Here is a 24,218-nt window from a genome sequence, read left to right as displayed (position 1 = left end):
TCCTGAAAATCCAGATCCTTGAGGAGACTGTCCATGCGTGTAAGCGAACGCGGGCTGGCCTTCATTGCCGGCCATGAGGGTTTTGTCAGTCGGGCCTATCTCGACCCCGCCGGAGTTTTGACCATCGGCTACGGCTTCACGATGAAAAGCCGGGTTTTCGCCCAGTGGTGGCGGGTGCGCCATGACGGGAGCGGGCTTGTGTTGGGCGACACCTTGTCTCGCGAAGACGCAAATACGCTGCTCATGAAACTGCTGGACGAGGAATATGCCCCGCCGGTGGAAAGAGCATTGCCGGGACTGGCCCAGCCCTTGTTCGATGCCTGTGTTTCCATTGTCTACAATCTTGGCCCAAGGGCCCTCAGTTGGAAGTGGGCCACGGCGCTGAAGGCGGGGAAGATCGGCAAGGCTGCGGACCTTCTTGCCAGAACCGGAACGACAGCGGGGGGGCGAAAACTGGCTGGACTCGTGCGTCGTCGTATTGCCGAAGCGCGCCTCCTGCAATTTGGCGACTACGGCCTTTCTCGCCAAAAGCCGGAGCCGGACAATGAGGACATTCTGGACCTCCAGAAGAGCCTGAGGACGCTTGGCTTTGATCCCGGCCCGGTCAATGGCTCCTCAAGCGGTTCGCTGATCGATGCGATCCGCGCTTTCCAGCAAGCCCATCCGCCCCTGCTTGTTGACGGGATCGCGGGCCCGGCAACACGCGCCCGGATCGCCCGGGCTCTGGCAAGCCGCAAGGGCTGGATCAGCACTGCCGGCGGTGCTGTTTCGGCATGCGGCGTCGGCTTGCTCGCCCGTTTTCCCTTGGCAGATGTGCTCGCCGCCACCCTCGCAATCGCCCTGATTGCAATCCTTTTCAATCTGGCATGGCGGCACCGTGGCCGGTTCCTGCCAAGTCTCAGCTTTCGTACGGAGACCATGCAATGAGCGATGCGGAGCCGAAGCCCACCCAATCGAAAACAGCGAAAATCGAACGCTGCTGCAGCGGCTGGAAAACCTTTCTGTTCAACAGTCTCGTCGGGTTTTCTGTGATCGCGCTCCAGATCAGTGACTATCTGGACAAGTTTCCCTGGCCGGATGTTCTGCCGCCAAGGGAAGCTGGATGGGTCGCACTGGCGCTGGGCATTATCAATATCCTGCTGCGGCATTGGACTGTTGGACCGGCCGGGTGGCGGAAAGGGAGCGAGGAATGATGGAGATGCTTCTTCGCTGGCTGTCTTCAACGCTCCTGAACCGGCTTTTGTCCATTGCCGAACGGCGCATGGAACTGGCCAATCAACGTCATCGGGTCGATGCCGACCTTGCTGCAGAGGAAATCCGCTCCGAGCTCAAAGCGCGGGCGGAAGCCCGAAAGGTGCTGATTGCTGAAACCGGGTATTTCTGGAGTGCCGGAAGGTTGGGTCGGCTGGTATTTGTCCTGCCGCTCGGGGGCTGGTGGTCCGCTGTTTGTCTCGACAGCATCTTCCGCTTCGGTTGGCAGATTGCCGAAGTCCCGGTGCTGCGGGAGTGGGGCGGCGTGATTGTCGCAAGCCTGTTTCTCGTGGACGGTGCCCGTGCCATCAGCCGCGGCTATGTCGCGGCCAGGAAGGCCTGAGGGAACGGCTATTCGCCAGTCAAAAGGTTCGAAAGACGGGTAGCCGCTTCCGTCAGTTTGTCGACATGCTCAACCGCCGCCTCCAGCGACAAGCGTTGCTCGGGGGCATGGAACGAGAGGGTGGAGACGAGCCGCCTGTTGGAATCGAAGATCGGAACCGCAATCGCGATCATCTCGTCCATGAATTCCCCGTTGTCGGTCGCATACCCGCGATCCCTGATGGCCTTGGCCTCGGCGATGAGGGCGTCAGGGTCGGTAATCGTTTTCGGGGTCCGGGCGTCAAGAACGGCTGACCCGGCATAGTTTTTCAGGTGCCTGCGGTCGAGCGTGCTCAAATACATCTTGCCGCTGGCCGTGCAATAGAAGGGAACGCGGGACCCAATCGGCAGCTGGATACGAAGCGGCCACTTTGTCTCGACGCGGTCCAGATAAACCATCGCGTCGCGGTCGGGGATAGCGATGTTGCAGGTCTCTCCAATGCGTTCGGCAAGCTCGTTCAGGATGGCAACCCGTGCTGTCCTGATCCGGAGCGATGAAAGAATGCCGGTAGACATCTTCCGCAGGCGCTGGCCCGGCGAGTATCCACGTCCATCAATCTCGCGCTGGATGAAGCCCTCGCTTTCCAGCGTGCTGAACAGGCGGTGGATCGTGGGCTTGGGAAGGCCGAGCTTCTGATTGACCTCCGTCGGGGTCACCGGAACACCGGCTTCTGCCAGCTCCTCCAGAACAAGGAGAAGGCGAAGGTTGGGGGGGACGGACCCTTCTGAATTTTCGTCTGTCATACTTCCCCCAACCTGAAACAACTTATGCTTCTTAGCCGGTTGGAATGAGGATCGTCGAGAGAACTGGGACCAGAGCGACGATTATCCACACTGCCAGAAGGGCAAAGAGATAGGGCACCGTATAGCGAAGCAGGCGGAAGTAGGGAACTCCCGTAACACCGGAGGCGACATAAAGGTTCAAGCCATAGGGAGGCGTGATGAAGCCGATTGACGCGCCAACGAGAAAGATCACGGCAAACTGGACCGGCTCGACACCGACCGAATGGGCAATCGGCGCCAGAATCGGCGCAAGAATGATCGTGACGGGCAGGCTTTCCAAAACCATCCCGGCAACGAAGACAATCGCCATCGATGTGAACAGGACAGCATGATATCCGCCCATGCCTCGTACAAAGTCTCCAATGAACTGCTGCGCGCCAAGAACCGACAGGATCTGCTGCATGACCACGGACACGGCAATCAGCGGGGCCAAAATGCCAGCAATCTGGGCCGAGCGCATGGTGATGGACGGAACTTCCCGCGGGCCAAAGCCCTGAACCACGAGATATTCTGCAATTCCACGTTCGCGGAAATCCCGGTCCTCGGACTTTGAGCCCATCATCTTGTGGATCGGCAGACTGACGAAACCGGCAATGATGCAAAAGCCCACGGTCACACCGGCAGCTTCCGTCGGAGAAAATTTGCCCGTGTAGATGCCCCAAAGCACAAGACCGATGGCAAAGAACCCGAGCCAGGCGCCGATGCCGGTCTTGAGAATGCGCGCGAACTCCAGCTTGATCAGGTAACCCCAGCCCATTTTCGTGCAGTAGATGAAGGCAACCAGCATCATCGCACCGACCATCATCGCGCCGGGAATGATGCCTGCCAGAAACAGTTCGGAAATCGGCAGGTTCATCAGGAAGCCGTAGACGATGAAGATGATCGACGGCGGAATGATGATGCCGACGGTGCCGCCAGCTGCAGCCGTTGCTGCCGAAAAGCGCTCATCGTACCCACCCTTCACCATTTCCGGATGCAGCATGGAGCCAATGGTGGCGGTTGTTGCAGAGTTCGAGCCGGAGATCGCGGCAAAGAGACCGCAGGCACCAAGCGCTGCCATGGCAAGCCCGCCGCGAAGCCAGCCAAGGCAGGCATAGGCGAAATCGGACAAGCGCTTTGCGATGCCGGAGCGATTGATCAGGTCTCCGGTCAGAATGAACAGCGGCATGGCCAGAAGCGCAAAACCGTCGGTAAAGACATCGGCCAGCGCAGCGCCCGTGTTGATCAGCGGAAGGCCAAGCACGAAGCTCATGCCGATGACCCAATAGCCGATAACCAGAAACACCGGCACTCCAAGCATGAAGAATATCGTGACGCCAATCGATATCAGGGTAATCCAGGTCCCGTCAGTCATGTTCGCGCGCTCCCTAGTCCGAACCGATGGAAACGGCGGCAATAAGCGGAGCGCCGGTTCTGAAGTTTTTCAGGTCGTCCAGCCAGTTTTCCATGGCCCGTGCCGTGATGAGAAGAAAGCTGATCGGCACCGTGACGAGGAACCACCACTGCAGCACATCGTCGGTCCCAAGCAGGATCTGGAAATTTGCCGCGGAGTTGGCAGTCACCTGTGTTGACGTGACAACAACCACCCATGAAAAGCCGATCCACAGAAGCGCATCCAGAGTGAGGCAGGCGAACTGCAAGGCGCGCGGCATGATCGAGCGAAACTCCGAGAACCCGAGATGAGTTCTCAGCTTCACGTTATAGGCGCATCCGGCCCAGGTCATGATAAGGAACAGGAAAGGTGGCAGGGTGGTGGACCACGGCGCCTGCTGGTTCAGGATGAACCGACGGAACACTTCCACAAAGATGATCGCGCCAATCAGGAGATAAGTGGACACCATCACAGATGATTCCAGCTTCCGCTCGATCCACGGAACATGCTTGTAGAGCAGCAGGAAAAAGGCACCGCCCAGCAATGTGGCGATGCCCCCTATGACCCAGGCTGCATCTGCTCTCAACGCTTCGCTGATCATCCACGAGTCGTTTGACAGGACTGCGTTGAAAATTTCAGCGACTTCACTTGCAAATGTGCTCACGACCGCCCCTCCCAAAAGCCGGCTATGATTGTTTTTTGTCTCTTTGAAAAATGCGGCGGCAAGCGCATGGTTTGCCGCCGCAGTCGGGGAGGTTAGGCCTTCCACCAGCGGCGCGGCTCGACGTTTTCCGGCTTCATGTCTGCCGGCACTTCGCGGGCAACACGGTGCAGCTCGGTGTAGGTGTCGAGACCACCGGCCCAATTGTTGATCCGCTCGCGCCACTGCGCCCACGGCTCCGGATTGAACTCCGGCGAGCACATTTCCTCTGCCAGCTTGATCTGGTCGTCAGCAAGGAAGGCCGGACGAACGTTGAACTCGTCAAACAGGGTGCCCGGCATGACCGGGTTCGAGAAGCCGACAGTCTTGACGAGTGCCGCTTCGTTTGCCGCCTGAACGTGAACCTGCGCCAGATAGGCAGATTCCATGACAGCGTCCTGAAGATGGCCGTCGAGGCTGTCGAACACCTTCGCCGACATGGAGGTGTGCTCCGTGCCGCAGAAGAAGCGCAGGTCAACGGACTGCGAGACGACCGGCGACATATTGGCGTAGGCAACGGCAGAGGCCCAGGTTTCTGCGCCGTCAATCAGGCCAGTCTTTAGGCCATCAAGGGTTTCTTCCCAGGCGACCGGAACCGGATTGAGGTTCAACAGCTGCATGGCGATACGCCCGAGCTGTGTGCCGGTGACGCGGTTCTTGGTTCCAAACAGCTCTTCCAGCTTCGTGACGGTCGGCCTGTCGGCGAAAGACTGGCCAAGCTGAATGCCGCGCAGCTCGCAGTGGCTGAACAGGAACTTCAGGCCATGACGCTTTTCCAGCGGCTCGCGCAGGATTTTGTTGGATTCCGGGCTGTACAGGAAGTGGTACTGGGACGCGCGGCCGGGAAACACATAGGCGTAGTCCAGCACGTTGAGATAGGGCGCACCGCCTGCCGAGTTCTGTGTTGACGCTGCATAAATGTCCACGATGCCGTTTTGGGTCTTCTCGACACAGGACAGCTGGCCGCAGATCTGGTTGTCACCAATGAATTCGACCCGGATCTCCCCATCCGTGCGCTCTTCAAGGTCACGTGCAAATTCAAGGCAGCCTGCGCGTTCGATCAGCAGATTGCGGGCGTTGAAACCGGCGGCACCAAATTTCAGCGTGTGCTTGGCTTCCTTGGCATAGCGCTTCTGGTAGCTGGACTCAGCTGCCTTGGCCAACGAGCTCAGCGTTACGCTGCCCCCAAGCGCACCTGCAGCCAGCAGCGTGGACGACAATCCGTATTGCCCGGCAACCTTGAACAGGTCACGGCGCGAAATGCCTCGCAGTTTGTCAGATACTTTCATGAACTCTCCTCCCATGTTCATAAATTAGTATTTTTGAGACTTGTAGTATCATTTTTAGTCGATTATGAATAATGCCGCAAGGGAAACTTGACATCGATATTTTCCGCAGGGCCGGTGTTCCGAAAATGCAAGCAATACGAGCTGATTACATTGTGGTTGGAGGTGGATCGGCGGGCTGCGTGCTGGCAAATCGGCTGAGCCGGGACCCAAAAAACACGGTTGTCTTGCTGGAAGCCGGGCCGCGGGACTGGAATCCCTGGATCCATGTGCCGGTCGGATATTTCAAGACCATGCATAACCCGTCCGTCGACTGGTGTTACCGCACAGACAAGGACAAGGGGCTGAATGGTCGGGCAATCGACTGGCCGCGCGGAAAGGTGCTGGGAGGCTCCTCGTCGCTGAACGGCCTTCTCTATGTGCGTGGTCAGAAGGAAGACTATGACCGCTGGCGGCAGATGGGCAACGAAGGCTGGGGCTGGGATGATGTCTTGCCGCTGTTCAAGCGCTCCGAAAATCAGGAACGTGGTGCAGACGCCTTTCACGGTAATCAGGGGGAGCTGTCCGTCTCCAACATGCGCCTGCAGCGTCCGATCTGTGACGCCTGGGTGGCGGCGGCGCAGGCCGCGGGCTATCCGTTCAATCCGGACTACAATGGAGAAACACAGGAGGGGGTCGGCTATTTCCAGCTGACGACGAGAAACGGCAGACGCTGCAGTTCTGCTGTCGCCTTTCTCAATCCCGCCCGCAGCCGCCCCAATCTGACGATCATCACAAATGCGCTCGTCCACCGGGTAACAATCGAAGCCGGACGGGCAACCGGGGTGGTGTATTCGGGAAAGTCGGGTGTCGAACAGACGATTGCCTGCGACCGCGAAGTCATCGTCTCCGGTGGAGCCATCAACTCCCCGCAAATCCTGATGTTGTCCGGTCTTGGCGACGCGGAGCAGCTGAAGCAAAACGGCATTGATGTGGTTGCCCACATGCCGGCGGTGGGCAGGAACATGCAGGACCACCTGCAGGCGCGGCTGGTGTTCAAGTGCAACGAACCAACCCTGAATGACGAGGTGCGCAGTCTCTACAATCAGGCGCGGATCGCGCTGAAATACGCTCTGTTTCGCTCAGGTCCGATGACCATGGCGGCCAGTCTGGCCGTCGGCTTCATGAAAACCGGACCGCATGTCGAGACGCCCGATATCCAGTTTCATGTTCAGCCGTGGTCTGCCAACAGTCCCGGCGAGGGCGTGCATCCGTTTTCCGCCTTCACCATGTCGGTCTGCCAGCTTCGTCCTGAAAGCCGGGGTGAGATCACCCTGCAAGGGCCCGATCCCCGGACTTATCCGAAGATCACTCCAAACTATCTTTCAACAGAGCTTGATTGCCGAACCATCGTCGAGGGCGTGAAGATCGCCCGCAAGATTGCGCGGCACGCACCGCTGACATCCAAGATTTCCGAAGAGTTCCGTCCCACCAAAGAGCTGGAGATGGATGATTACGAGGGAACACTGGACTGGGCGCGCAGCAATTCCACGTCAATCTACCATCCGACCGGCACCTGCCGGATGGGCGAGGGAACCAATTCTGTGGTCGATGCCCGTTTGAGGATCCACGGCATTCGGGGACTACGGGTGGCCGATTGTTCCATCATGCCGGAAATCGTCAGTGGCAATACAAACGCTCCGGCGATCATGATTGGCGAGAAGGCCAGCGACATGATCCTTGAGGACGCCGCCCGGCCAAACTGAAATTCCCGAGGCCCGGTCCTCACATTCGGGCCTGAAACTTGAAAGGCGCACCGATGTCTGGTGCGCCTCTCTTTTTGTTCCGCCAATCAGGCTTGTCAGGAACGTCCCTTCCACGGAACCAGCACGCGCTCTGCCATCCGCATAAGGATGTCGATACTGTAGCCGACGATGCCGATCAGAATGATTCCCATCAACACGATGTCGGTCAGCTGGAACTTCGAGGCCGCGATGATCATCATGCCGGCACCTTTTTGCGCGGCAACCAGTTCAGCAGCGACCACCGTTCCCCAGCACACGCCCATGGCGACACGGGCACCGGTGAAGATCTCCGGCAGGGAGTTTGGAACAATCACATGCCACAGGATCTGCGCCTTGCTGGCCCCGAGCGAATAGGCGGCATGAACCTTGGTAATGTTGACGCCAGAGACACCGGCTCTTGCCGCGATTGTCATGATCCAGAGGGCGGCAAGGAACAGAAGCACGATCTTGCCTGTCTCCCAGATGCCAAACCAGATGATGACGAGCGGGATCAGGGCAAGCGGTGGAACGGGACGCATGAACTCCACGATCGGGTCGAACCATCCGCGCACCCAGCTGGAGAGCCCCATGGCATAGCCGAGCGGAATGCCAACCAGAGACCCAAGGACAAAGCCGCCGATGACCCTGAGAAGGGAGGAGCCGAGGTGTTCCCACAAGGTGAAGTTCTGATAGCCCTCGGAAGCGATTTCACCAAAGCGCTTCACAACAGCTTCCGGAGACGGCATCCAGATGGGTTCCATCTGGAGTCCCTTGTCGGGCTGAAAGTTCAGGGACCCTTTTGAGGTCATGGTCACCTGACCATCTGCGACATCCACGGTTTGACCCGGAGCAATCGGCTTGCCGTCGATGGCGGTGACATTTGCGTCGTCCCCATCGTTGCGCGTTGCCTTGATCAGTACCGACCGCCAGGCTCCGACGGTTGCCGCATCATCCTGCGCAAAGCCGTCACGAGCTAAAGGCACCGGTTCCTCGACATCCTCACCGGGATCATGAACGATCACGGTAACAGTGGCGTCCCCGGTATTTCCGGAACCATCAGTCGCTGTGTAGGTAAACTGCGTTTCGCCAATGAACGGGCCGGGAACGTGGATCGGAACCAACTTGGACCCGGTGAATGCACCCCAGATGAGAAACACCACGATGATCGAAATGATCGATGCGGCGCGGTCTGGCCGGATCGCACTTTCATCGCCGAAGGTAACGGTCTTCAGACTTGTGAAGTCCTGCGCCTGCTGGCGGCGGGAGACAATGTATCTGACGCCGAAATAGGCCAGCAGAAACAGGGCGACATAGACGAAAAGGACAACAAGGCCGGTCATGCTGCTGTCTCCGATCTGCCCATGATCTCTTCTTCCATCTCCCAGATCATGGAGAGGATTTCCTCGCGGGTCTCCGCAAAGCCTTCGCTCTTCTTGACCTCCCTGAGGTCATTGTCGACACCGCGCTCGGCGAAGGGAAGGCGATATTCCTTGTGTATGCGACCGGGGCGCGGGGCCATAACCAGCAGCCGCTCGCCCAGAAGCAGGGCCTCTTCCACGGAGTGGGTGATCAGGATCACGGTCTTGCCGGTTTCCTTCCAGAGCTTCAGCACGAGACCTTGCATCTTCTCGCGGGTCAGGGCGTCAAGAGCACCCAGCGGCTCATCCATCAGGATCACGTCCGGGTCATTGGCAAGGCAGCGGGCGAGGGCCACGCGCTGTTGCATGCCGCCGGAAAGTTCATAGACGGCCTTTTCCTTGAAATCCCTGAGGCCGACGGTTTCCAGAAGGCGATTTGAAATCTCGTCGCGCTCGGCCTTGGGCATGCCTTTCATGCGCGGGCCGAAATCCACGTTTTCGCGGACATTCATCCACTCGAACAGGGCGCCTTTCTGAAACACCATGCCGCGTTCTGCTGCCGGGCCGGTCACCACATGACCGTTCATGCGGATCTGACCGCTGGTCGGGGCCAGAAAGCCTGCAACAATGTTCAAGAGTGTTGTCTTACCGCAGCCGGACGGGCCGAGGATGGACATGATCTCGCCCTTGCGAAGATCAATGGATACGTCCTGAAGGGCCTGAACGTGGCTCCCGTTCGGCAGGTCAAAACGCATGGAAATATTTTCAATATGAAGGCCACCCATAGCCTGCATTCTCCTGCAGTTTGAGACATGAAACATGGGGGTGGCCGCTGGCCACCCCGCGTCTTGCAGGACTGCGGCTTATTGCGAACCGGCAGCAGCCAGATAGCTGGCGTCGACGGTGGCAGTGTAGGTGTCGAGAGCCTTGGGGATGGAACCGGCTCCCTGGAACACGTCGGCAACGCCGAGCATGAAGTTCTGGACGTTGCCGCCCATCCACTTGGCGCTGAGGGTTTCCTCAAGCGTCGGGAAGGTGAAGGTGTCGATGGTCGACGCCGTGTCTGCCAGCTCCATACCGGCATCCTTGGCGATCACGTCCAGCATTTCCTCCCGGTTGTTGCCAGCACGCCACATGGCATTCGCGTCAGCCGTGACCTTCAGGAATTTGGTCAGGAGTTCGCCATCCTTGGAGGCAAAATCAGAAGGAACGCTGATGCCGTCAAAAACGAGAATACCAAGCTCTTCCTTTTCCGCACCCGTCAGCAACACGTTGCCATGTTCCTTCATCCGGCGAAGCGCACCGCCCCAGCCGCAGACCATGTCGAGATTGCCCTGCGCAAAGGCGGCAGCGCCGTCAGCCGGGGCCATGTCAACGATTTCCATGCTGGTGATGTCGACATTGAAATGCTTCATTTGCTCAAGGAAACCGAAATGTGCGGCGGTGCCGATCGGCACGCCGACCTTCTTGCCTTCCAGTTCCTTGGCATTGGTCTTGTCGATTTCCAGGGCTTCGGCGACAACGCAGTTATCGTTTTCCGAGTAGCTGACGGCAACGTCGACCAACAGGAGGTCCTGTCCTGCGGAGGCTGCGACCACGAAGGGCGGAACGCCTTGGCTGACCGCGATCTGGACGTCGCCGGATGCCATGGCAGCGGACATTGCTGTGCCGGTGTCGAAGGAAACCCACTTGATCGGAACACCGAGTTCCTTTTCGTAGGTGCCTTTGACCTTTGCGTACTGGAACGGCATCGGCCATTCCAGGAAATAGGCAACGGTGAGTTCGTCTGCAGCATGCGAAACCTGTACGCCGCTGATCACCGAAAGTGCTGCAAGCGTGCCGAGTAGCTTAGATTTGATGGTCATAGATTTTCCCATTGTTCCCTAGACTTTCGCAGGTCCGCAGCTTTTGCCGTCTTGAAACCGTGATTGTGACCACGGCTTTCCTGCGTAGGTAAAAATGGTCGCGGGTGTTGAGCCTTCTGACAATAGAAACAGTGGTCTGGACCTAAGGTAAGTTCAGAACTGGCCCTATATGTTGCCCAAAACGCGTGCAGTTTGATTTGAACATGAGCATGGCGAGGAACTGAATAGGGAGCGGCGCTTCTTTCCGTTACTCGGACCGGCAGGCTTGTTGAGTACCCAGCATTTGTACGTGTTGATGTGGCACGAAAGGAAAATGTCATGAATATTGCGTCTTCGCCGAACGATCTGAGCGACGTCATTGAAGCTGACCGCGCCCATGTCTGGCACCATCTGCTGCAGCACAAGTCGCTTGAGACCAACGACCCGAAAATCATGGTCGAAGGAAAGGGCATGCGTTTGTGGGATGCGACCGGGCGGGAGCATCTGGATGGCGTCTCCGGCGGGGTCTGGACCGTCAATGTCGGCTATGGACGCGAGAGCATTGCCAACGCGGTGCGCGACCAGTTGATCAAGCTGAACTATTTCGCCAATTCCGCAGGTTCCATCCCCGGTGCCCGTTTTTCCGAGCGGCTGATCTCGAAGATGCCGGGCATGAGCCGTGTATACCTGATCAACTCCGGCACGGAAGCCAACGAAAAGGCTTTCAAGATGGTCCGCCAGATCGCTCACAAGCGTCATGGTGGCAAGAAGCACAAGATCCTGTTCCGTGAGCGGGATTATCATGGGTCCTCTATCAGCGCGATTTCTGCCGGTGGGCAGCCGGAGCGCAATGCCCAGTATGGTCCCTATACACCGGGGTTTGTGGAAGTCCCGCATTGCTGCGAATACCGGGCCCAATGGGACACGGAAGCCTATGGCGAACGCGCCGCAAACGCGATTGAGGAAGTCATTCTGCGGGAGGGGCCAGACACGGTGGGCGCCATCTGCCTTGAACCGGTAACCGCCGGTGGCGGGGTGATCACGCCGCCAAAGGGATACTGGGAGCGGGTTCAGGAAATCTGCGAAAAGTATGAAATCCTGATCCATCTCGATGAAGTGGTGTGCGGCGTCGGGCGAACCGGCAAGTGGTTCGGTTATCAGCATTACGGCATCAAGCCGGACTTCGTGACCATGGCGAAGGGCGTTGCCTCGGGCTATGCCGCCGTTGCCTGCCTTGTGACGACCGAAAAGGTCTTCGACATGTTCAAGGACGATCCGTCCGATCACATGAGCCACTTCCGCGATATTTCCACCTATGGCGGATGCACCGCCGGGCCGGCAGCAGCACTGGAAAACATGCGGATCATCGAGGACGAAAATCTTCTCGACAACACCACGGCCATGGGCGCCCGCCTGATGGGCAATCTCCATGCTCTGCAGGAAAAGCATCGCGCCGTCGGTGATGTCCGCGGTCTTGGTCTCTTCTGCGGGCTCGAGTTGGTGGCAGACCGGGCGACAAAGGAACCGGCGGCTGAGAAGCTGGTTCAGGCGGTGGTTGGCGAGTGCATGGCACAAAACGTCATCATCGGTGCCACGAACCGCGCTCTTCCGGGCCTCAACAACACACTCTGCCTGTCACCGGCCCTGATTGCGACGCCGGATGACATCGATCAGATCACCAGCGCTATCGATGTCGCGCTGACAAGAGTTTTCGGCTGACACTCGCATCGATTACTCCCTTTAGCCGAAGAACTGTGGCGGCCCTGTGCCGCCACACTTTTTTATTATTGCCGTAGAGTGACTTGGCGTCGTTGCCTGAATCGCATTGTAAGAGTTGTCAGGGGCAGAGTGTTTCTGTTTAATGGTGCCAGTAGGTTCTTGAAATAAGGCCAGTTATGGCGATCCCGGCAGAGACCTTTTTCCTTCAGCCCGATAGCGAAACGACGCTTCAGCACCAGATACAGCGGCTGATTGTCGAAGCGATCCTCTCGGGCAGATGCCTGCCCGGAGAAAAGATGCCGTCGAGCCGTAAGCTGGCCGATCATCTTGGCGTTGCGCGCATCACCGTAACAATTGCCTATACGGAACTGGTATCAAACGAGTATCTGGTTTCCCGCGGACGCTCTGGCTATTTCGTTGCGAACACTGCGCCGAGCCGTCCGAAGTTCGAGCTGCCCGCGCAAGGGGAAGCCAATCAGATTGATTGGTCCCGCGTGATCAGCCAGCGCTTTTCCGATGAAGTGCCGCTCGTGCGTCCCTCCAATTGGCGCGATTACAAATATCCCTTCATTTACGGGCAGTCTGACCCCAGCCTGTTTGACCACAGCAATTGGCGGACATGCGCGTTGCAGGCGGTCGGGCGGAAGGACTTTGATATTCTGGCAACGGACTACTACGAGCGGGACGATCCCATGCTTGTGGAGTTCATCGTTCGCCAGATCCTGCCAAGGCGTGGAATTGCTGCAAAGCCTGAGGAAATCCTCATCACGATGGGCGCTCAAAACGCGCTCTGGATCACCGCGCAACTGCTGTTGACCCAGCGCCGGGTCGCCGTGATCGAGAACCCGTGCTTTCCGGGGTTGCGGCAGATCCTCAACCAGACAAGATGCAATACAGTCTCGGTTGATGTGGATGCGGCAGGACTGCCGCCGGAAAAACTTCCAGAGCAGATCGACGTTGTCTTCACCACTCCAAGCCACCATTGCCCCAGCAATGCGACGATGCCGGTGTCTCGTCGTCATGCGCTGTTGAAACTCGCCGCCCGCAACGGCTTCGTGATTGTCGAAGATGATTACGAGTTCGAGATTTCCTTCCTCAAGTCGCCATCCCCCGCGCTCAAGTCTCTCGATCGCAGTGGCTCGGTGATCTACACGGGCTCCTTTTCCAAGTCCCTCTTTCCCGGTCTGCGGCTCGGATATCTGGTGGCTCCCGAACCTTTTGTGCGCGAGGCAAGGGCCTTGCGGTCATTGGTGCTGCGCCATCCTCCCGGCCTGATCCAGCGCACGGCAGCCTACTTTCTCTCTCTCGGACACTACGACGCGCAGATCGCCCGCATGGGCAGGATCTACCAGAAGCGTCGGTCTCTCATGGAACAGTGCATGGCGGAAAACCGGCTCTTGATGCCGGGGCAGGGCACCTTTGGCGGCTCGTCCTTCTGGATGCGCACACCAGAGGATATCGACAGCTCCGAGCTTGCGCTCAATCTGCGCAATGACGGCGTCCTGATCGAGCCGGGGCGTGCCTTCTTTGCCCGAAACAGTGAAGTGCCGGGCTATTATCGCCTTGCCTATTCCTCGATCCCCTCAGCCAATATTCCCGAAGGAATGGCCTTGATCGCCAAACGGATTGGCGAAGCGATGCGGTGAGCGCGCTGTAGATCCGGTTTGGACCGCAAATCTGGATGCCAGAAAACCGAAATCAGCTTCTAAGCGGCTGCCATCAAAAAAGTGTATGGGCGGCCCCTTCGGGTCGAAAAATGGATTAATTATCCAAAAATGAGACCGCAAATATCAAAATAAATACATCCGGTCGGAAAAATCCATGGTTGCAAGGTGTGTCTGATGATGAGGGTCTAGATCCAGTTTGGGACTGAAATTGAAAACTGGATCTACATTACAAGAAAAACTGGACCTAATACAACGTAGGGGAAGGAGGTTAAAACTACTGCCAATATTGCTGATGCAGGTTTCGCCTGTTTGAACTCACGGGAGTAAGTGACATGAAGATGACGACCGAGGAAGCCTTCGTAAAGGTGCTCCAGTCGCACGGGATCGAACATGCGTTCGGGATCATCGGTTCGGCGTTCATGCCCATTTCCGACCTGTTTCCCAAGGCAGGCATTACTTTTTGGGACTGCGCGCATGAATGCTCCGGCGGGATGATGGCAGACGGCTACACCCGCGCCACCGGCAAGATGAGCATGATGATTGCCCAAAATGGTCCGGGGATCACCAACTTCGTGACAGCCGTAAAAACGGCCTATTGGAACCACACACCGCTTCTGCTGGTAACACCGCAGGCGGCCAACAAGACCATCGGCCAAGGCGGTTTTCAGGAAGTTGAGCAGATGGCTCTCTTCAAGGACATGGTGGCCTATCAGGAAGAAGTCCGCGACCCGACCCGTATCGCGGAGGTTCTGAGCCGCGTGATCCAGCAGGCCCACCGCTGCAGCGCTCCGGCGCAGATCAACGTGCCGCGTGATTTCTGGACACAGGTTATCGACATCAACCTGCCCGCAGTTGTCGAGTTCGAGCGCCCAAGCGGCGGCGAAACGGCGATTGCCGAAGCCGCAGACCTTCTCAGCAAGGCAAAGTTCCCGGTCATCCTGAACGGGGCAGGGGTGGTGCTTGCCGGTGCGATCCCGTCTTCCATGGCATTGGCTGAGCGTCTGGATGCACCTGTCTGCTGCGGCTACCAGCACAATGATGCATTTCCCGGCTCACACCCGCTTTTTGCTGGTCCGCTTGGTTACAACGGATCGAAAGCCGGTATGGAGCTGATCTCCAAGGCCGACGTGGTTCTCGCGCTCGGCACGCGCCTTAATCCCTTTTCGACGCTGCCGGGATACGGAATCGACTACTGGCCGAAGGATGCCAGCATCATTCAGGTGGACATCAACCCGAACCGCATCGGCCTGACCAAGACAATCTCCGTTGGTATTGTCGGCGATGCAAAGAAGGTGGCAGACAGCATCCTTGCCAAGCTGAGCCCGTCAGCAGGCGATGAAGGTCGTGCCGACCGCAAGGCGATGATCGCGCAGACAAAATCCGCATGGGCCCAGCAGCTGTCCTCGATGGACCATGAGGATGATGATCCTGGCACCTCCTGGAATGAGCGTGCTCGGTCTGCAAAGCCTGACTGGCTGAGCCCGCGCAAGGCATGGCGCGCCATTCAGTCCGCTCTACCGCGTGAAGCCATCATCAGCTCCGATATCGGCAACAACTGCGCCATCGGCAACGCCTATCCGAGCTTTGAAGAAGGCCGGAAATATCTGGCACCGGGCCTCTTCGGTCCTTGCGGATATGGCCTGCCATCCATCGTGGGCGCAAAGATCGGTTGTCCCGATACGCCGGTTGTCGGCTTTGCGGGCGATGGTGCCTTTGGCATTGCGGTGACGGAACTCACCGCCATTGGCCGCAGCGAATGGCCTGCGATCACCATGGTCGTCTTCCGGAACTACCAGTGGGGCGCGGAAAAGCGAAATTCGACCCTGTGGTATGACGACAATTTCGTCGGCACGGAACTTGACGACAATGTCAGCTACGCCGGGATTGCCAAGGCTTGTGGCCTGGAAGGCGTGCAGGCACGGACGATGGATGAGCTGACCTCGGAGCTGGACAAGGCCATCGAGCGCCAGATGAAGGAAGGCAAGACCACCTTGATCGAAGCACTGATCAATCAGGAGCTCGGCGAACCCTTCCGGCGTGATGCCATGAAGAAGCCGGTGGTGGTTGCAGGCATTTCCAAGTCGGATATGCGACCCCAGACCCCAGCCTGATGTGACAGGCTGGATCTTGTGATGCGCAATGTTCTGGTTCTGAATTCCGGTTCGTCCTCAGTCAAATTCGCTCTCTTCGGGGCGGATATGGCAAAGAAAGTCTCTGGAAGTGCCGTCGAGATCGGCGGTGCGTCCCGGCTGACGATCGGGCCCCGGAAGCAGGACATTGCACTTGCAAACCATGAGGACGCGCTGGCAGCGATCCTGAGCGCTCTTGAAGGCGACGGGGTCAAGCTGTCCGATCTGGCCGCTGCCGCCCACCGCGTCGTTCATGGCGGGCAAAGCTTGAGCGCCCCCCACCTTGTGACCACAGAACTCCTCATGGAGATCGAGCGGTGCTCACCCTTTGCGCCGCTTCATAACCCCCACAATCTTTCCGGTATCCGGGCGGTTGCCAAGTTGGCGCCGAAGCTGCCCCAATATGTCAGCTTCGATACCGCATTTCATGCGACAAACCCGGACGTTGCCACGACTTATGCGATCCCGCCGCAGCTGACCCAAACAGGGCTGCGGCGCTACGGCTTTCATGGCATTTCTTATCAAAGCCTCGTGCATCTGCTGCCGGTCCTGTCCGGCGAACCGCTGCCAAAACGCCTTCTGGCCTTTCATCTTGGAAATGGTGCCAGCATCTGCGCCATACGGGACGGTCAGTCTGTTGCAACGACAATGGGTTATTCACCGCTTGAAGGCCTGACCATGGGCACCAGGTGCGGTTCCATTGATGCCAACGCCGTCCTGAAGCTAGTCGAAGATCACGGCGCTGCGCAAACCTCCGAGTTGTTGAACCGCAAAAGCGGCCTTCTTGCGCTGGGCGGCATGTCCGACATGCGGGAGTTGAAAGCGGCGGATACGCCGGAGGCCCGGTTCGCTGTCGATCACTTCTGTTACTGGGCCGTCCGCCACGCCGGATCGATGATCGCGGCCATGGGCGGCGCGGATGCGATCGCCTTCACCGGCGGCATTGGCGAAAACGATGCCGGAACCCGGGAACGCATCGTATCCGATCTTTCCTGGCTCGGCGTCGATTTTGATGCTGATGCCAATTCCGCAAATTCCACCCGTCTCCACACAGAGCAGTCGAAGGTTCAGGTCTGGATCGTGCCTGCAGAGGAAGAGGCGATGATCGCCCGCAACGCCCTGTCACTCATGGAGGTCCATTGATGGCCAGTCCGAACCCGACCCTCGACACCTCGCCAAAGGTTTCCGACGAGGTTCGGAAAACGACCTGCTACATGTGCGCCTGTCGATGCGGGATCAACGTCCACATGAAAGACGGCCCGGATGGGAAAAAGCGGGTTGCCTATATCGAGGGCAATCGCGATCACCCGGTCAACAAGGGCGTCCTGTGTGCCAAGGGCTCCGCCGGTATCATGCAGGTCAACGCCCCTTCGAAATTGAAGGCGCCTCTCTTGCGGACGGGGCCGCGGGGATCGGGACAATTCAAGGAAATCTCGTGGGACGAGGCCCTTGAAATTGCCACCTCATGGCTTGGGCCCTTGCGCGATAATGCTCCGGAAAAACTGGCCTTCTTTACCGGGCGCGACCAGTCACAGAGCTTCACCAGCTATTGGGCGCAGAACTTCGGAACGCCAAACTATGCCGCCCATGGCGGCTTTTGCTCCGTCAACATGGCAACCGCCGGCATCTACACGATGGGCGGCGCCTTCTGGGAGTTCGGTCAGACGGACTGGGACCGCACGAAACTCTTCGTCATATTCGGCGTTGCCGAGGATCACGACTCCAACCCCATCAAGATGGGGATCGGGAAGCTCAAGGCGAACGGCGGCAAGGTCATCGGCGTCAACCCGATCCGCTCCGGCTACAATGCAGTTGCGGATGAATGGGTCGGGATTACGCCCGGAACCGACGGTCTGCTGATCCTGTCGATGATCCACCTTCTCATGAAGGCCGGAAAGATCGATCTGAACTATCTCTCCCGCTACACCAATGCACCCTGTCTGGTGAACGAGACGCCCGGCTCGCCGGAGAAGGGGCTGCTGCTGCGCGATGGAACCGGAAAGCCGCTGGTTGTTGACCGCAAGACCGGTGTGCTTGAGCCTTTCGACAAGGCGGGCATCAATCCTGATCTTGCCGGCTCAGTCGATATGGACGGGGCGACACATCGCACCGTGTTCCAGCATATGGCGGAGCATTTTCTGTCCGAAGACTATACCCCTGAAAAAGTGTCTGACAGGTGCGGAATTTCGGCAGATCGCATTCGGGCATTGGCAGCGGAAGTGGCCCGTGTGGCGTTTGACGAGGCCTTTGAACTGGACCAGCCGTGGACAGACTTTCGCGGCGAGCGTCACGAAAAAATGCTGGGTCGCCCGGTCAGTTTTCACGCCATGCGCGGGATCTCCGCCCATTCCAACGGGTTTCAGACCTGCCGAGCGCTGCATGTGTTGCAGATCCTGCTTGGGACGGTGGAAGTTCCCGGCGGGTTCCGCTTCAAGCCGCCTTACCCGAAGCCGGTCGAAGCGCATCCAACGCCGCATTGCAAGTCCCAGCCCAAATGTCCGCTGGACGGGCCGCATCTTGGCTTCGTGCGTGGCCCGCAGGACCTTGCACTGAAGGAAGACGGCACGCCGGCACGGATCGACAAGGCGTTTACCTGGGAGAACCCGCTCTCGGCCCATGGGCTGATGCACATGGTGATCTCCAACGCCCATGCCGGTGATCCTTACAAGATCGACACGCTGTTCCTCTACATGGCCAACATGTCCTGGAACTCGTCCATGAACACCAGCAGCGTCATGGACATGCTGACAGACAAGGACGAGAACGGCGACTATGTCATCCCGAAGATCATCTATTCGGATGCCTATTCGTCCGAAATGGTCGCCTTCGCGGACCTGGTCCTCCCCGATACCACCTATCTGGAGCGCCACGACTGCATCTCTTTGCTGGATCGCCCGATCTGTGAGGCGGATGCAGCTGCTGATGCAATCCGCTGGCCGGTCATCGAACCGGACCGCGATGTGCGCGGCTTCCAGTCGGTGCTGGTCGATCTTGGCGTGAGGTTGGGCCTTCCCGGTTTCGTCAATGACAAGGGCGAGGCGATTTATGCCGATTACGCGGATTATATCGTCAACCACCAGCGCCGACCGGGCATTGGCCCACTGGCGGGGTTCAGGGGCGATGGCTCGAAAAGCGGGAGAGGCGAGGTCAATCCGGACCAGCTGAACCGCTATATCGAAAATGGCGGGTTTTTTGTCGAGCATGTGCCGGAGGAAGCCGCGTTCTACAAGCCATGGAACACGGCCTATCAGGAGTGGGCTGTGGGGCTTGGCTTCTACGACAAGCCGCAGCCCTATCTCTTCCAGCTTTATGTGGAACCCTTGCGCCGCATGCAGCTGGCTGCGGAAGGGCATGGCGACAGGCAGCCGCCGGATCACCTCAGACAGCGGATCATTGATTGCATGGACCCGCTGCCGATCTGGTATCCGGCGCTGGAGGACCGCGAGATCGACGAGGATGCCTATCCCGTCCATGCGCTGACCCAGCGACCCATGGCCATGTACCATTCCTGGGGCAGTCAGAACGCGTGGCTGCGCCAGATCCATGGCATGAATCCGCTCTATGTTCCGACCAAGATCTGGGAAGAGAAGGGGTTCAAGGACGGGGATTGGGCCAAGGTCACCTCGGTGCATGGAGAAATCCGGGTGCCGGTTGCGCACATGGCCGGACTGAACGAGAACACGGTCTGGACCTGGAACGCCATCGGCAAGAGGCGAGGGGCATGGGCGCTTGAGAAGGGCGCACCGGAGGCCACCAAGGGTTTTCTCCTCAATCACCTCATCAACGAACTTCTTCCCCCCAAGGGAGACGGTCTGAGATGGTCCAATTCAGACCCGATCACCGGACAGGCCGCGTGGTTTGATTTGCGGGTCCGGATCGAAAAATCCCGACCGCGGAAACACAGCAAGCCGACGACATCATCCCAGGTGTCGCCCGTCGGCGAAGGCCCGACGATTGTTCAGAAAAAGGTGGAAGCATGACCGAACTTCCCGCAACAACGCAGCGCAAGCTCGGGCTGGTCATCGATCTGGATACCTGTGTCGGATGCCATGCCTGTGTCGTCGCCTGCAAGGGCTGGAACACGGAAAACTACGGCGCGCCGCTCAGCGACGTAGATGCCTATGGAGCCGATCCCGTTGGCAGCTTCCTGAACAGGGTACATTCCTATGAGATCGCGCCAACTGGCGGCGGGTGCAGCCAGACGGTTCATTTTCCAAAGTCCTGCCTGCATTGCGACACGGCACCCTGCGTGACCGTTTGCCCGACGGGGGCAAGCTATAAACGATCCGAGGACGGGATCGTTCTGGTCGATGAAAGCGCCTGTATCGGGTGCGGGTTGTGCGCCTGGGCTTGCCCTTATGGTACCCGCGAGCTTGATCAGGTCGCAGGTGTCATGAAGAAATGCACCTTGTGCGTTGACCGGATTTACAACGAGAACCTTGAAGAGGTGGACCGGGTGCCGGCCTGTGTGCGCACCTGTCCCGCCGGGGCACGCCATTTCGGAGATCTTGGAGACCCGGACAGCGACGTGTCGAAGCTGGTGGCCGAACGCGGCGGATTTGACCTGATGCCCGAGCAGGGCACAGCGCCCACCAACAAATATCTGCCGCCAAGGCCCAAGGACAGGCTGACAGCGCAACCGGTCGACATATCCTCTCTCACTCCGGTCGCCGAGGAGCCGAAAGGGTTCCTTGGCTGGCTCGACAAGGCATTGGAGGCACTCTGATGCATCCGGCTCCCTCGGTTATCATCTTCACCGTTCTCTCCGGTCTTGGCTTTGGAATGCTTGCCTTCCTCGGGATTGGTGTTCTGGACGTTCAGGGCGTTGCGGCTTTCATGCCCTTTGCCATCGCCTTCACCTTTGCCGTTTCCGGGTTGATCGCGTCGACCTTCCATCTCGGCAATCCGCAACGCGCATTGCGGGCCTTCAGCCAGTGGAAGACCAGCTGGCTGTCGCGTGAGGCCTGGCTTTCTGCCGCCACGCTGGCGGTCATGGGTCTTTATGCCATCAACGTCATCTTCCGGGAAAGCACAATTGCCCCGCTTGGTTGGCTGGGCGCAGCCCTTGCTGTTGCCACCGTGTTTTCAACCGCGATGATCTATGCGCAGCTCAAGACCGTTCCCCGCTGGAACCATTGGCTCACCCCCGTCTACATGCTGACCCTGTCTCTCGCGGGAGGTGCAATATTGGCCCAGCAGACTGCCGCGGCGCTCCTGTTGCTGGTCTGCGCCAGTGTTGCGCAGCTCTTGCACTGGATATTCGGCGACCGGCGCTTTGCCCAGCAAGGCAGCAACATCGGAAGTGCCACCGGTTTGGGAAAGCTTGGCAAGGTACGCCTGTTTGAACCGCCCCACACCGGCACGAATTATCTCCTGAAGGAGATGGTCCATGTCGTCGGACGCAAGCATGCGCAAAAACTGCGGGTCATCGCCTTTGTCTCCATGATCCTGCTGCCAATTGCAATCGTCGCCACGTGGCCCGGAAGTCTGGCTGGAACCGTGTTTGCAGCCGGCTTTTTTGTCCTTGGAACCTTCGCGTCCAGATGGCTGTTCTTTGCAGAGGCCGAGCATGTTGTCGGCCTCTATTATGGCAAGCATGACAGATAACTCAGGAAAATTGCTGATCCTGACAGGCTCCTGACAGAATGCTGTCAGGAGGGGGGTGCTAGGTCTCTCCTCGTTGAACAAACAAACGAGGACATTTCAAATGACTTTCAAACCCGCAAATTTTGCAGTCTGGTTCGAACTCCCGGTATCCGATCTGGAAACGTCGATCCGCTTCTTCAACGCCGTCTTCAAGACAGAGTTGAACAAGGTGGAAGACATGGGGCCAAACCCGATTGCAATGTTCCCTTCCGCAGGGGAAGACGGCGTCGCCGGGCACCTCTATCCGGGCAAACCGCCTGCGCGCGGAACTGGCCCGACCATCCACCTTGCATGCCCTGATACTCTTGAAGCCACAGTTGAACGGTTTGCGGCAGCTGGTGGAGAAATCGTGTCCGAGACGATTGCCATTCCCTCTGGACGGTTTGTTTATGGCCTTGATCCTGATGGCAATTCCGTCGGAATGTTTCAGGCCAATCCGAAGTAAAGCCCCAAGGCCAGTTTCATGAGACGCGCAGACCGCCTGTTCCAGATTGTTCAATACCTGAGGGGCGGGCGGCTTGTGCGGGCAAGACAACTGGCTGATCGGCTGGAAGTCTCTGAACGGACCATCTATCGCGATATAGCCGATCTGCAGGCAACCGGCGTCCCGATCGATGGCGCTGCCGGGGTCGGTTATATCCTTCGTGACGGCTATGACCTGCCACCCTTGATGTTCACCCGTGACGAGATCGTGGCTCTGGTGGCAGGAGCGCGGTTGATCCGCGCCTGGGGCGGGGCAGGAATGGCCCGCGCGGCGGAAGAAGCGCTGGTGAAGATCGACGCAGTTCTACCGCGAAACCTCAGGCTGCGCACCGACGGGGTTGAAATCCACGCGCTTGCCTTCGAAATGACGCCGGAAGTCAGGGAACTCATTGATCTTCTGGAAACGGCCTCCAACGAACGCAGGCGGCTATCAGTCACCTACAGGGACGCGGCTGGCGCAGACACCAAACGCATCCTCCGTCCTCTTGGCCTTTGGTTCTGGGGCAAGGTCTGGACACTGGTTGCCTGGTGCGAATTGCGCGATGATTTTCGGATGTTCCGACTGGACCGGGTTGGTGCGGTGCTGGACACGGGCGAGACCTTTCAGCACGAGCCAGGAAAGACGCTGAAAGACTTCTATCGACGAATGGAAGACGAGAATTGCGGCTTGTAGCGCACCGGTTTGTTCAGGTTGTTTCGCTAAGGCCAGCTCGTTCAGGGCAATCTGAACCGCGCGGGAATGTTGCGGGGTGTGATGACCTGGATATCGCTCAGGGCCTCTTCTTCCGGTTCGGGAACAACGCGCTGGGCCGCCAGAAGATGCCGGATGGCCATGTGCATGTCCTGCTCAAGATCATGGTAGAGCACCAGCGACAGGTCGCCCGACCTCAGAAGCTCCACATTGTCTTCATCCAGATCGTGACCGATGGCAGCCACCGGTTTCTGGCCCAGATTGTCCAGCATGCCGAGCAAGCCGTGGTTGCCACCGCCCATTGAATAAACGCCGATAATGTCGGTTCCCGCTCGCAGAGCCTCCTCCACAGAGCGGGCAGTTCTGGCGTTCAGGCCTGCGCCATTGACCACAGACAGGATCTCGATGTCCGGTCGGCAGGATGATAGTTCCCGTTCAAACCCCTGAAGACGTTCCTCTTCGCCCTGAAAACTTCTGTCGCTTCGAGACGCAAGAACCGCTCCTTCAAGACCGTTGAGAAGCCCCGACATGAGATATCCGGCAGTTTTCCCGGCTTCCAGATTATCCAGCCCGGCATAGGCAATGCGGGCGGAGGACGGGCAATCGGTGAACACGGTCACCACCGGAATGCCGCGGTTCTTCAACTCCGCAATTGCAGCACGGACTTCCGGAACATCCCGCGCCTTCAGGCAAACGCCGCTGCTTCCGCGTTTGGCAATGCGATTGAGCTCGGCCACGCATTGAGGCACGGACATGGTTTCCTGAAAGGTGAAACGGCATCTGACGGAGGCCGGAAGAAACGAGGCAAGAGCGCGCTCCGTCGAATGGCGGATCTCGCGCAGGAAACGGGAAGGGGCCTCGGCCACGATATCGATCATCAACCGCCTGCCGCGCGCCGACAGCTGGTCTTCCTGAGCTTCCAGTTCCTTGAGCGCTGCCGCAACCCGGCGACGGGCAAGCGGACTGACATTCGGGCGATCATTCAAAACCCGGTCCACGGTGGCGGTGCTGAGCCCTGACTGGAGGGCAATCTCCTTGACGGGAAAACGATGGGTCATTTGATGGATTCTTGATGGAAATCGAGCGCAAATCAAGCGGAACGCGACGGTACTTTCAGGGAAAGGAAAACAAGCCGGGGGAAAGAA

At 58.5% G+C, this 24,218-nt stretch carries 21 protein-coding genes; 13 read left to right on the top strand and 8 right to left on the bottom strand.

Annotation, left to right across the window (positions count from 1 at the left end):
- Positions 1-33: 33 nt before the first annotated feature.
- Genes F0155_RS02755 through F0155_RS02745 form a run of 3 tightly spaced genes read left to right on the top strand, consistent with a single transcriptional unit; the run spans position 34 to position 1,594 of the window.
- Positions 34-927, top strand: coding sequence for a glycoside hydrolase family protein (locus tag F0155_RS02755; RefSeq protein WP_150522943.1), 894 nt, complete (start codon positions 34-36; stop codon positions 925-927).
- A complete protein-coding gene (locus F0155_RS02750) occupies positions 924-1,193 on the top strand; it encodes a hypothetical protein (RefSeq protein ID WP_150522942.1) in 270 nt (89 codons plus the stop codon). The genes F0155_RS02755 and F0155_RS02750 overlap by 4 nt, the downstream gene beginning before the upstream one ends.
- Complete coding sequence (locus F0155_RS02745; protein ID WP_150522941.1) at positions 1,190-1,594, top strand: hypothetical protein; 405 nt, start codon at positions 1,190-1,192, stop codon at positions 1,592-1,594. The genes F0155_RS02750 and F0155_RS02745 overlap by 4 nt, the downstream gene beginning before the upstream one ends.
- A gap of 8 nt (positions 1,595-1,602) precedes the next feature.
- On the opposite strand, the gene F0155_RS02740 is transcribed toward F0155_RS02745, so the two are convergent.
- The 4 genes from F0155_RS02740 to F0155_RS02725 all read right to left on the bottom strand — a co-directional run bounded on the left by F0155_RS02740 (position 1,603) and on the right by F0155_RS02725 (position 5,776).
- Positions 1,603-2,376 carry an IclR family transcriptional regulator gene (locus F0155_RS02740; protein ID WP_150522940.1) on the bottom strand — a complete coding sequence of 258 codons (774 nt, stop codon included), beginning with the start codon at positions 2,374-2,376 and terminating at the stop codon, positions 1,603-1,605.
- A 31-nt stretch (positions 2,377-2,407) separates the two neighbouring features.
- Positions 2,408-3,769, bottom strand: coding sequence for a TRAP transporter large permease (locus F0155_RS02735; RefSeq protein ID WP_150522939.1), 1,362 nt, complete (start codon positions 3,767-3,769; stop codon positions 2,408-2,410).
- A gap of 13 nt (positions 3,770-3,782) precedes the next feature.
- The gene (locus F0155_RS02730) at positions 3,783-4,451 is read right to left on the bottom strand and encodes a TRAP transporter small permease (RefSeq protein WP_150522938.1); all 669 of its coding nucleotides are present in this window, start codon (positions 4,449-4,451) and stop codon (positions 3,783-3,785) included.
- A gap of 92 nt (positions 4,452-4,543) precedes the next feature.
- Positions 4,544-5,776 (bottom strand): TRAP transporter substrate-binding protein, encoded by a 1,233-nt coding sequence (locus tag F0155_RS02725; protein ID WP_150522937.1) that lies wholly within the window; start codon positions 5,774-5,776, stop codon positions 4,544-4,546.
- A 125-nt stretch (positions 5,777-5,901) separates the two neighbouring features.
- On the opposite strand from F0155_RS02725, the gene F0155_RS02720 reads away from it, so the two are divergent.
- Positions 5,902-7,518 carry a GMC family oxidoreductase gene (locus tag F0155_RS02720; protein WP_150522936.1) on the top strand — a complete coding sequence of 539 codons (1,617 nt, stop codon included), beginning with the start codon at positions 5,902-5,904 and terminating at the stop codon, positions 7,516-7,518.
- Positions 7,519-7,613: 95 nt separating this feature from the next.
- On the opposite strand, the gene F0155_RS02715 is transcribed toward F0155_RS02720, so the two are convergent.
- The 3 genes from F0155_RS02715 to F0155_RS02705 form a co-directional block, all read right to left on the bottom strand.
- Entirely contained in the window at positions 7,614-8,876 is a 1,263-nt protein-coding gene (locus F0155_RS02715; RefSeq protein ID WP_150522935.1) for an ABC transporter permease subunit, read from the bottom strand.
- Positions 8,873-9,679: a taurine ABC transporter ATP-binding protein gene (locus tag F0155_RS02710; protein ID WP_150522934.1), complete on the bottom strand. Its 807-nt coding sequence runs from the start codon at positions 9,677-9,679 to the stop codon at positions 8,873-8,875. Before F0155_RS02710 ends, F0155_RS02715 begins: the two co-directional genes overlap by 4 nt.
- A gap of 78 nt (positions 9,680-9,757) precedes the next feature.
- Positions 9,758-10,759 (bottom strand): taurine ABC transporter substrate-binding protein, encoded by a 1,002-nt coding sequence (locus tag F0155_RS02705; protein ID WP_150522933.1) that lies wholly within the window; start codon positions 10,757-10,759, stop codon positions 9,758-9,760.
- 318 nt (positions 10,760-11,077) lie between these two features.
- Here F0155_RS02705 and F0155_RS02700 point away from each other — a divergent pair, with 318 nt between their 5' ends.
- The 9 genes from F0155_RS02700 to F0155_RS02660 all read left to right on the top strand — a co-directional run bounded on the left by F0155_RS02700 (position 11,078) and on the right by F0155_RS02660 (position 23,055).
- A complete protein-coding gene (locus tag F0155_RS02700) occupies positions 11,078-12,457 on the top strand; it encodes an aminotransferase family protein (protein ID WP_150522932.1) in 1,380 nt (459 codons plus the stop codon).
- A gap of 176 nt (positions 12,458-12,633) precedes the next feature.
- A complete protein-coding gene (gene pdxR, locus F0155_RS02695; protein WP_150522931.1) occupies positions 12,634-14,103 on the top strand; it encodes a MocR-like pyridoxine biosynthesis transcription factor PdxR in 1,470 nt (489 codons plus the stop codon).
- 353 nt (positions 14,104-14,456) lie between these two features.
- Entirely contained in the window at positions 14,457-16,235 is a 1,779-nt protein-coding gene (gene xsc, locus F0155_RS02690; protein WP_150522930.1) for a sulfoacetaldehyde acetyltransferase, read from the top strand.
- A gap of 21 nt (positions 16,236-16,256) precedes the next feature.
- Complete coding sequence (locus F0155_RS02685) at positions 16,257-17,396, top strand: acetate/propionate family kinase (protein ID WP_192913738.1); 1,140 nt, start codon at positions 16,257-16,259, stop codon at positions 17,394-17,396.
- Positions 17,396-20,233 (top strand): molybdopterin oxidoreductase family protein, encoded by a 2,838-nt coding sequence (locus tag F0155_RS02680; protein ID WP_150522928.1) that lies wholly within the window; start codon positions 17,396-17,398, stop codon positions 20,231-20,233. The genes F0155_RS02685 and F0155_RS02680 overlap by 1 nt, the downstream gene beginning before the upstream one ends.
- Positions 20,230-20,979, top strand: coding sequence for a 4Fe-4S dicluster domain-containing protein (locus tag F0155_RS02675; RefSeq protein WP_150522927.1), 750 nt, complete (start codon positions 20,230-20,232; stop codon positions 20,977-20,979). The genes F0155_RS02680 and F0155_RS02675 overlap by 4 nt, the downstream gene beginning before the upstream one ends.
- Positions 20,979-21,860 (top strand): dimethyl sulfoxide reductase anchor subunit family protein, encoded by an 882-nt coding sequence (locus tag F0155_RS02670; RefSeq protein WP_150522926.1) that lies wholly within the window; start codon positions 20,979-20,981, stop codon positions 21,858-21,860. The genes F0155_RS02675 and F0155_RS02670 overlap by 1 nt, the downstream gene beginning before the upstream one ends.
- Positions 21,861-21,960: 100 nt before the next feature.
- Positions 21,961-22,344 (top strand): VOC family protein, encoded by a 384-nt coding sequence (locus F0155_RS02665; protein WP_150522925.1) that lies wholly within the window; start codon positions 21,961-21,963, stop codon positions 22,342-22,344.
- 18 nt (positions 22,345-22,362) lie between these two features.
- Positions 22,363-23,055, top strand: coding sequence for a helix-turn-helix transcriptional regulator (locus F0155_RS02660; RefSeq protein WP_150522924.1), 693 nt, complete (start codon positions 22,363-22,365; stop codon positions 23,053-23,055).
- Between the two features lie 41 nt (positions 23,056-23,096).
- Here the strand turns inward: F0155_RS02660 and F0155_RS02655 are convergent, their stop codons facing one another.
- On the bottom strand, positions 23,097-24,131 hold the full coding sequence (locus F0155_RS02655) for a LacI family DNA-binding transcriptional regulator (RefSeq protein WP_150522923.1): 1,035 nt from the start codon (positions 24,129-24,131) through the stop codon (positions 23,097-23,099).
- Between the last annotated feature and the right edge of the window lie 87 nt (positions 24,132-24,218).

It is taken from the genome of Roseibium sediminis (assembly GCF_008711325.1).
In the GTDB taxonomy this organism is placed as follows: domain Bacteria; phylum Pseudomonadota; class Alphaproteobacteria; order Rhizobiales; family Stappiaceae; genus Roseibium; species Roseibium sediminis.
The sequence above is the reverse complement of the archived record's forward strand: the minus strand, read 5'-3'. Positions and strand labels throughout refer to the sequence as shown.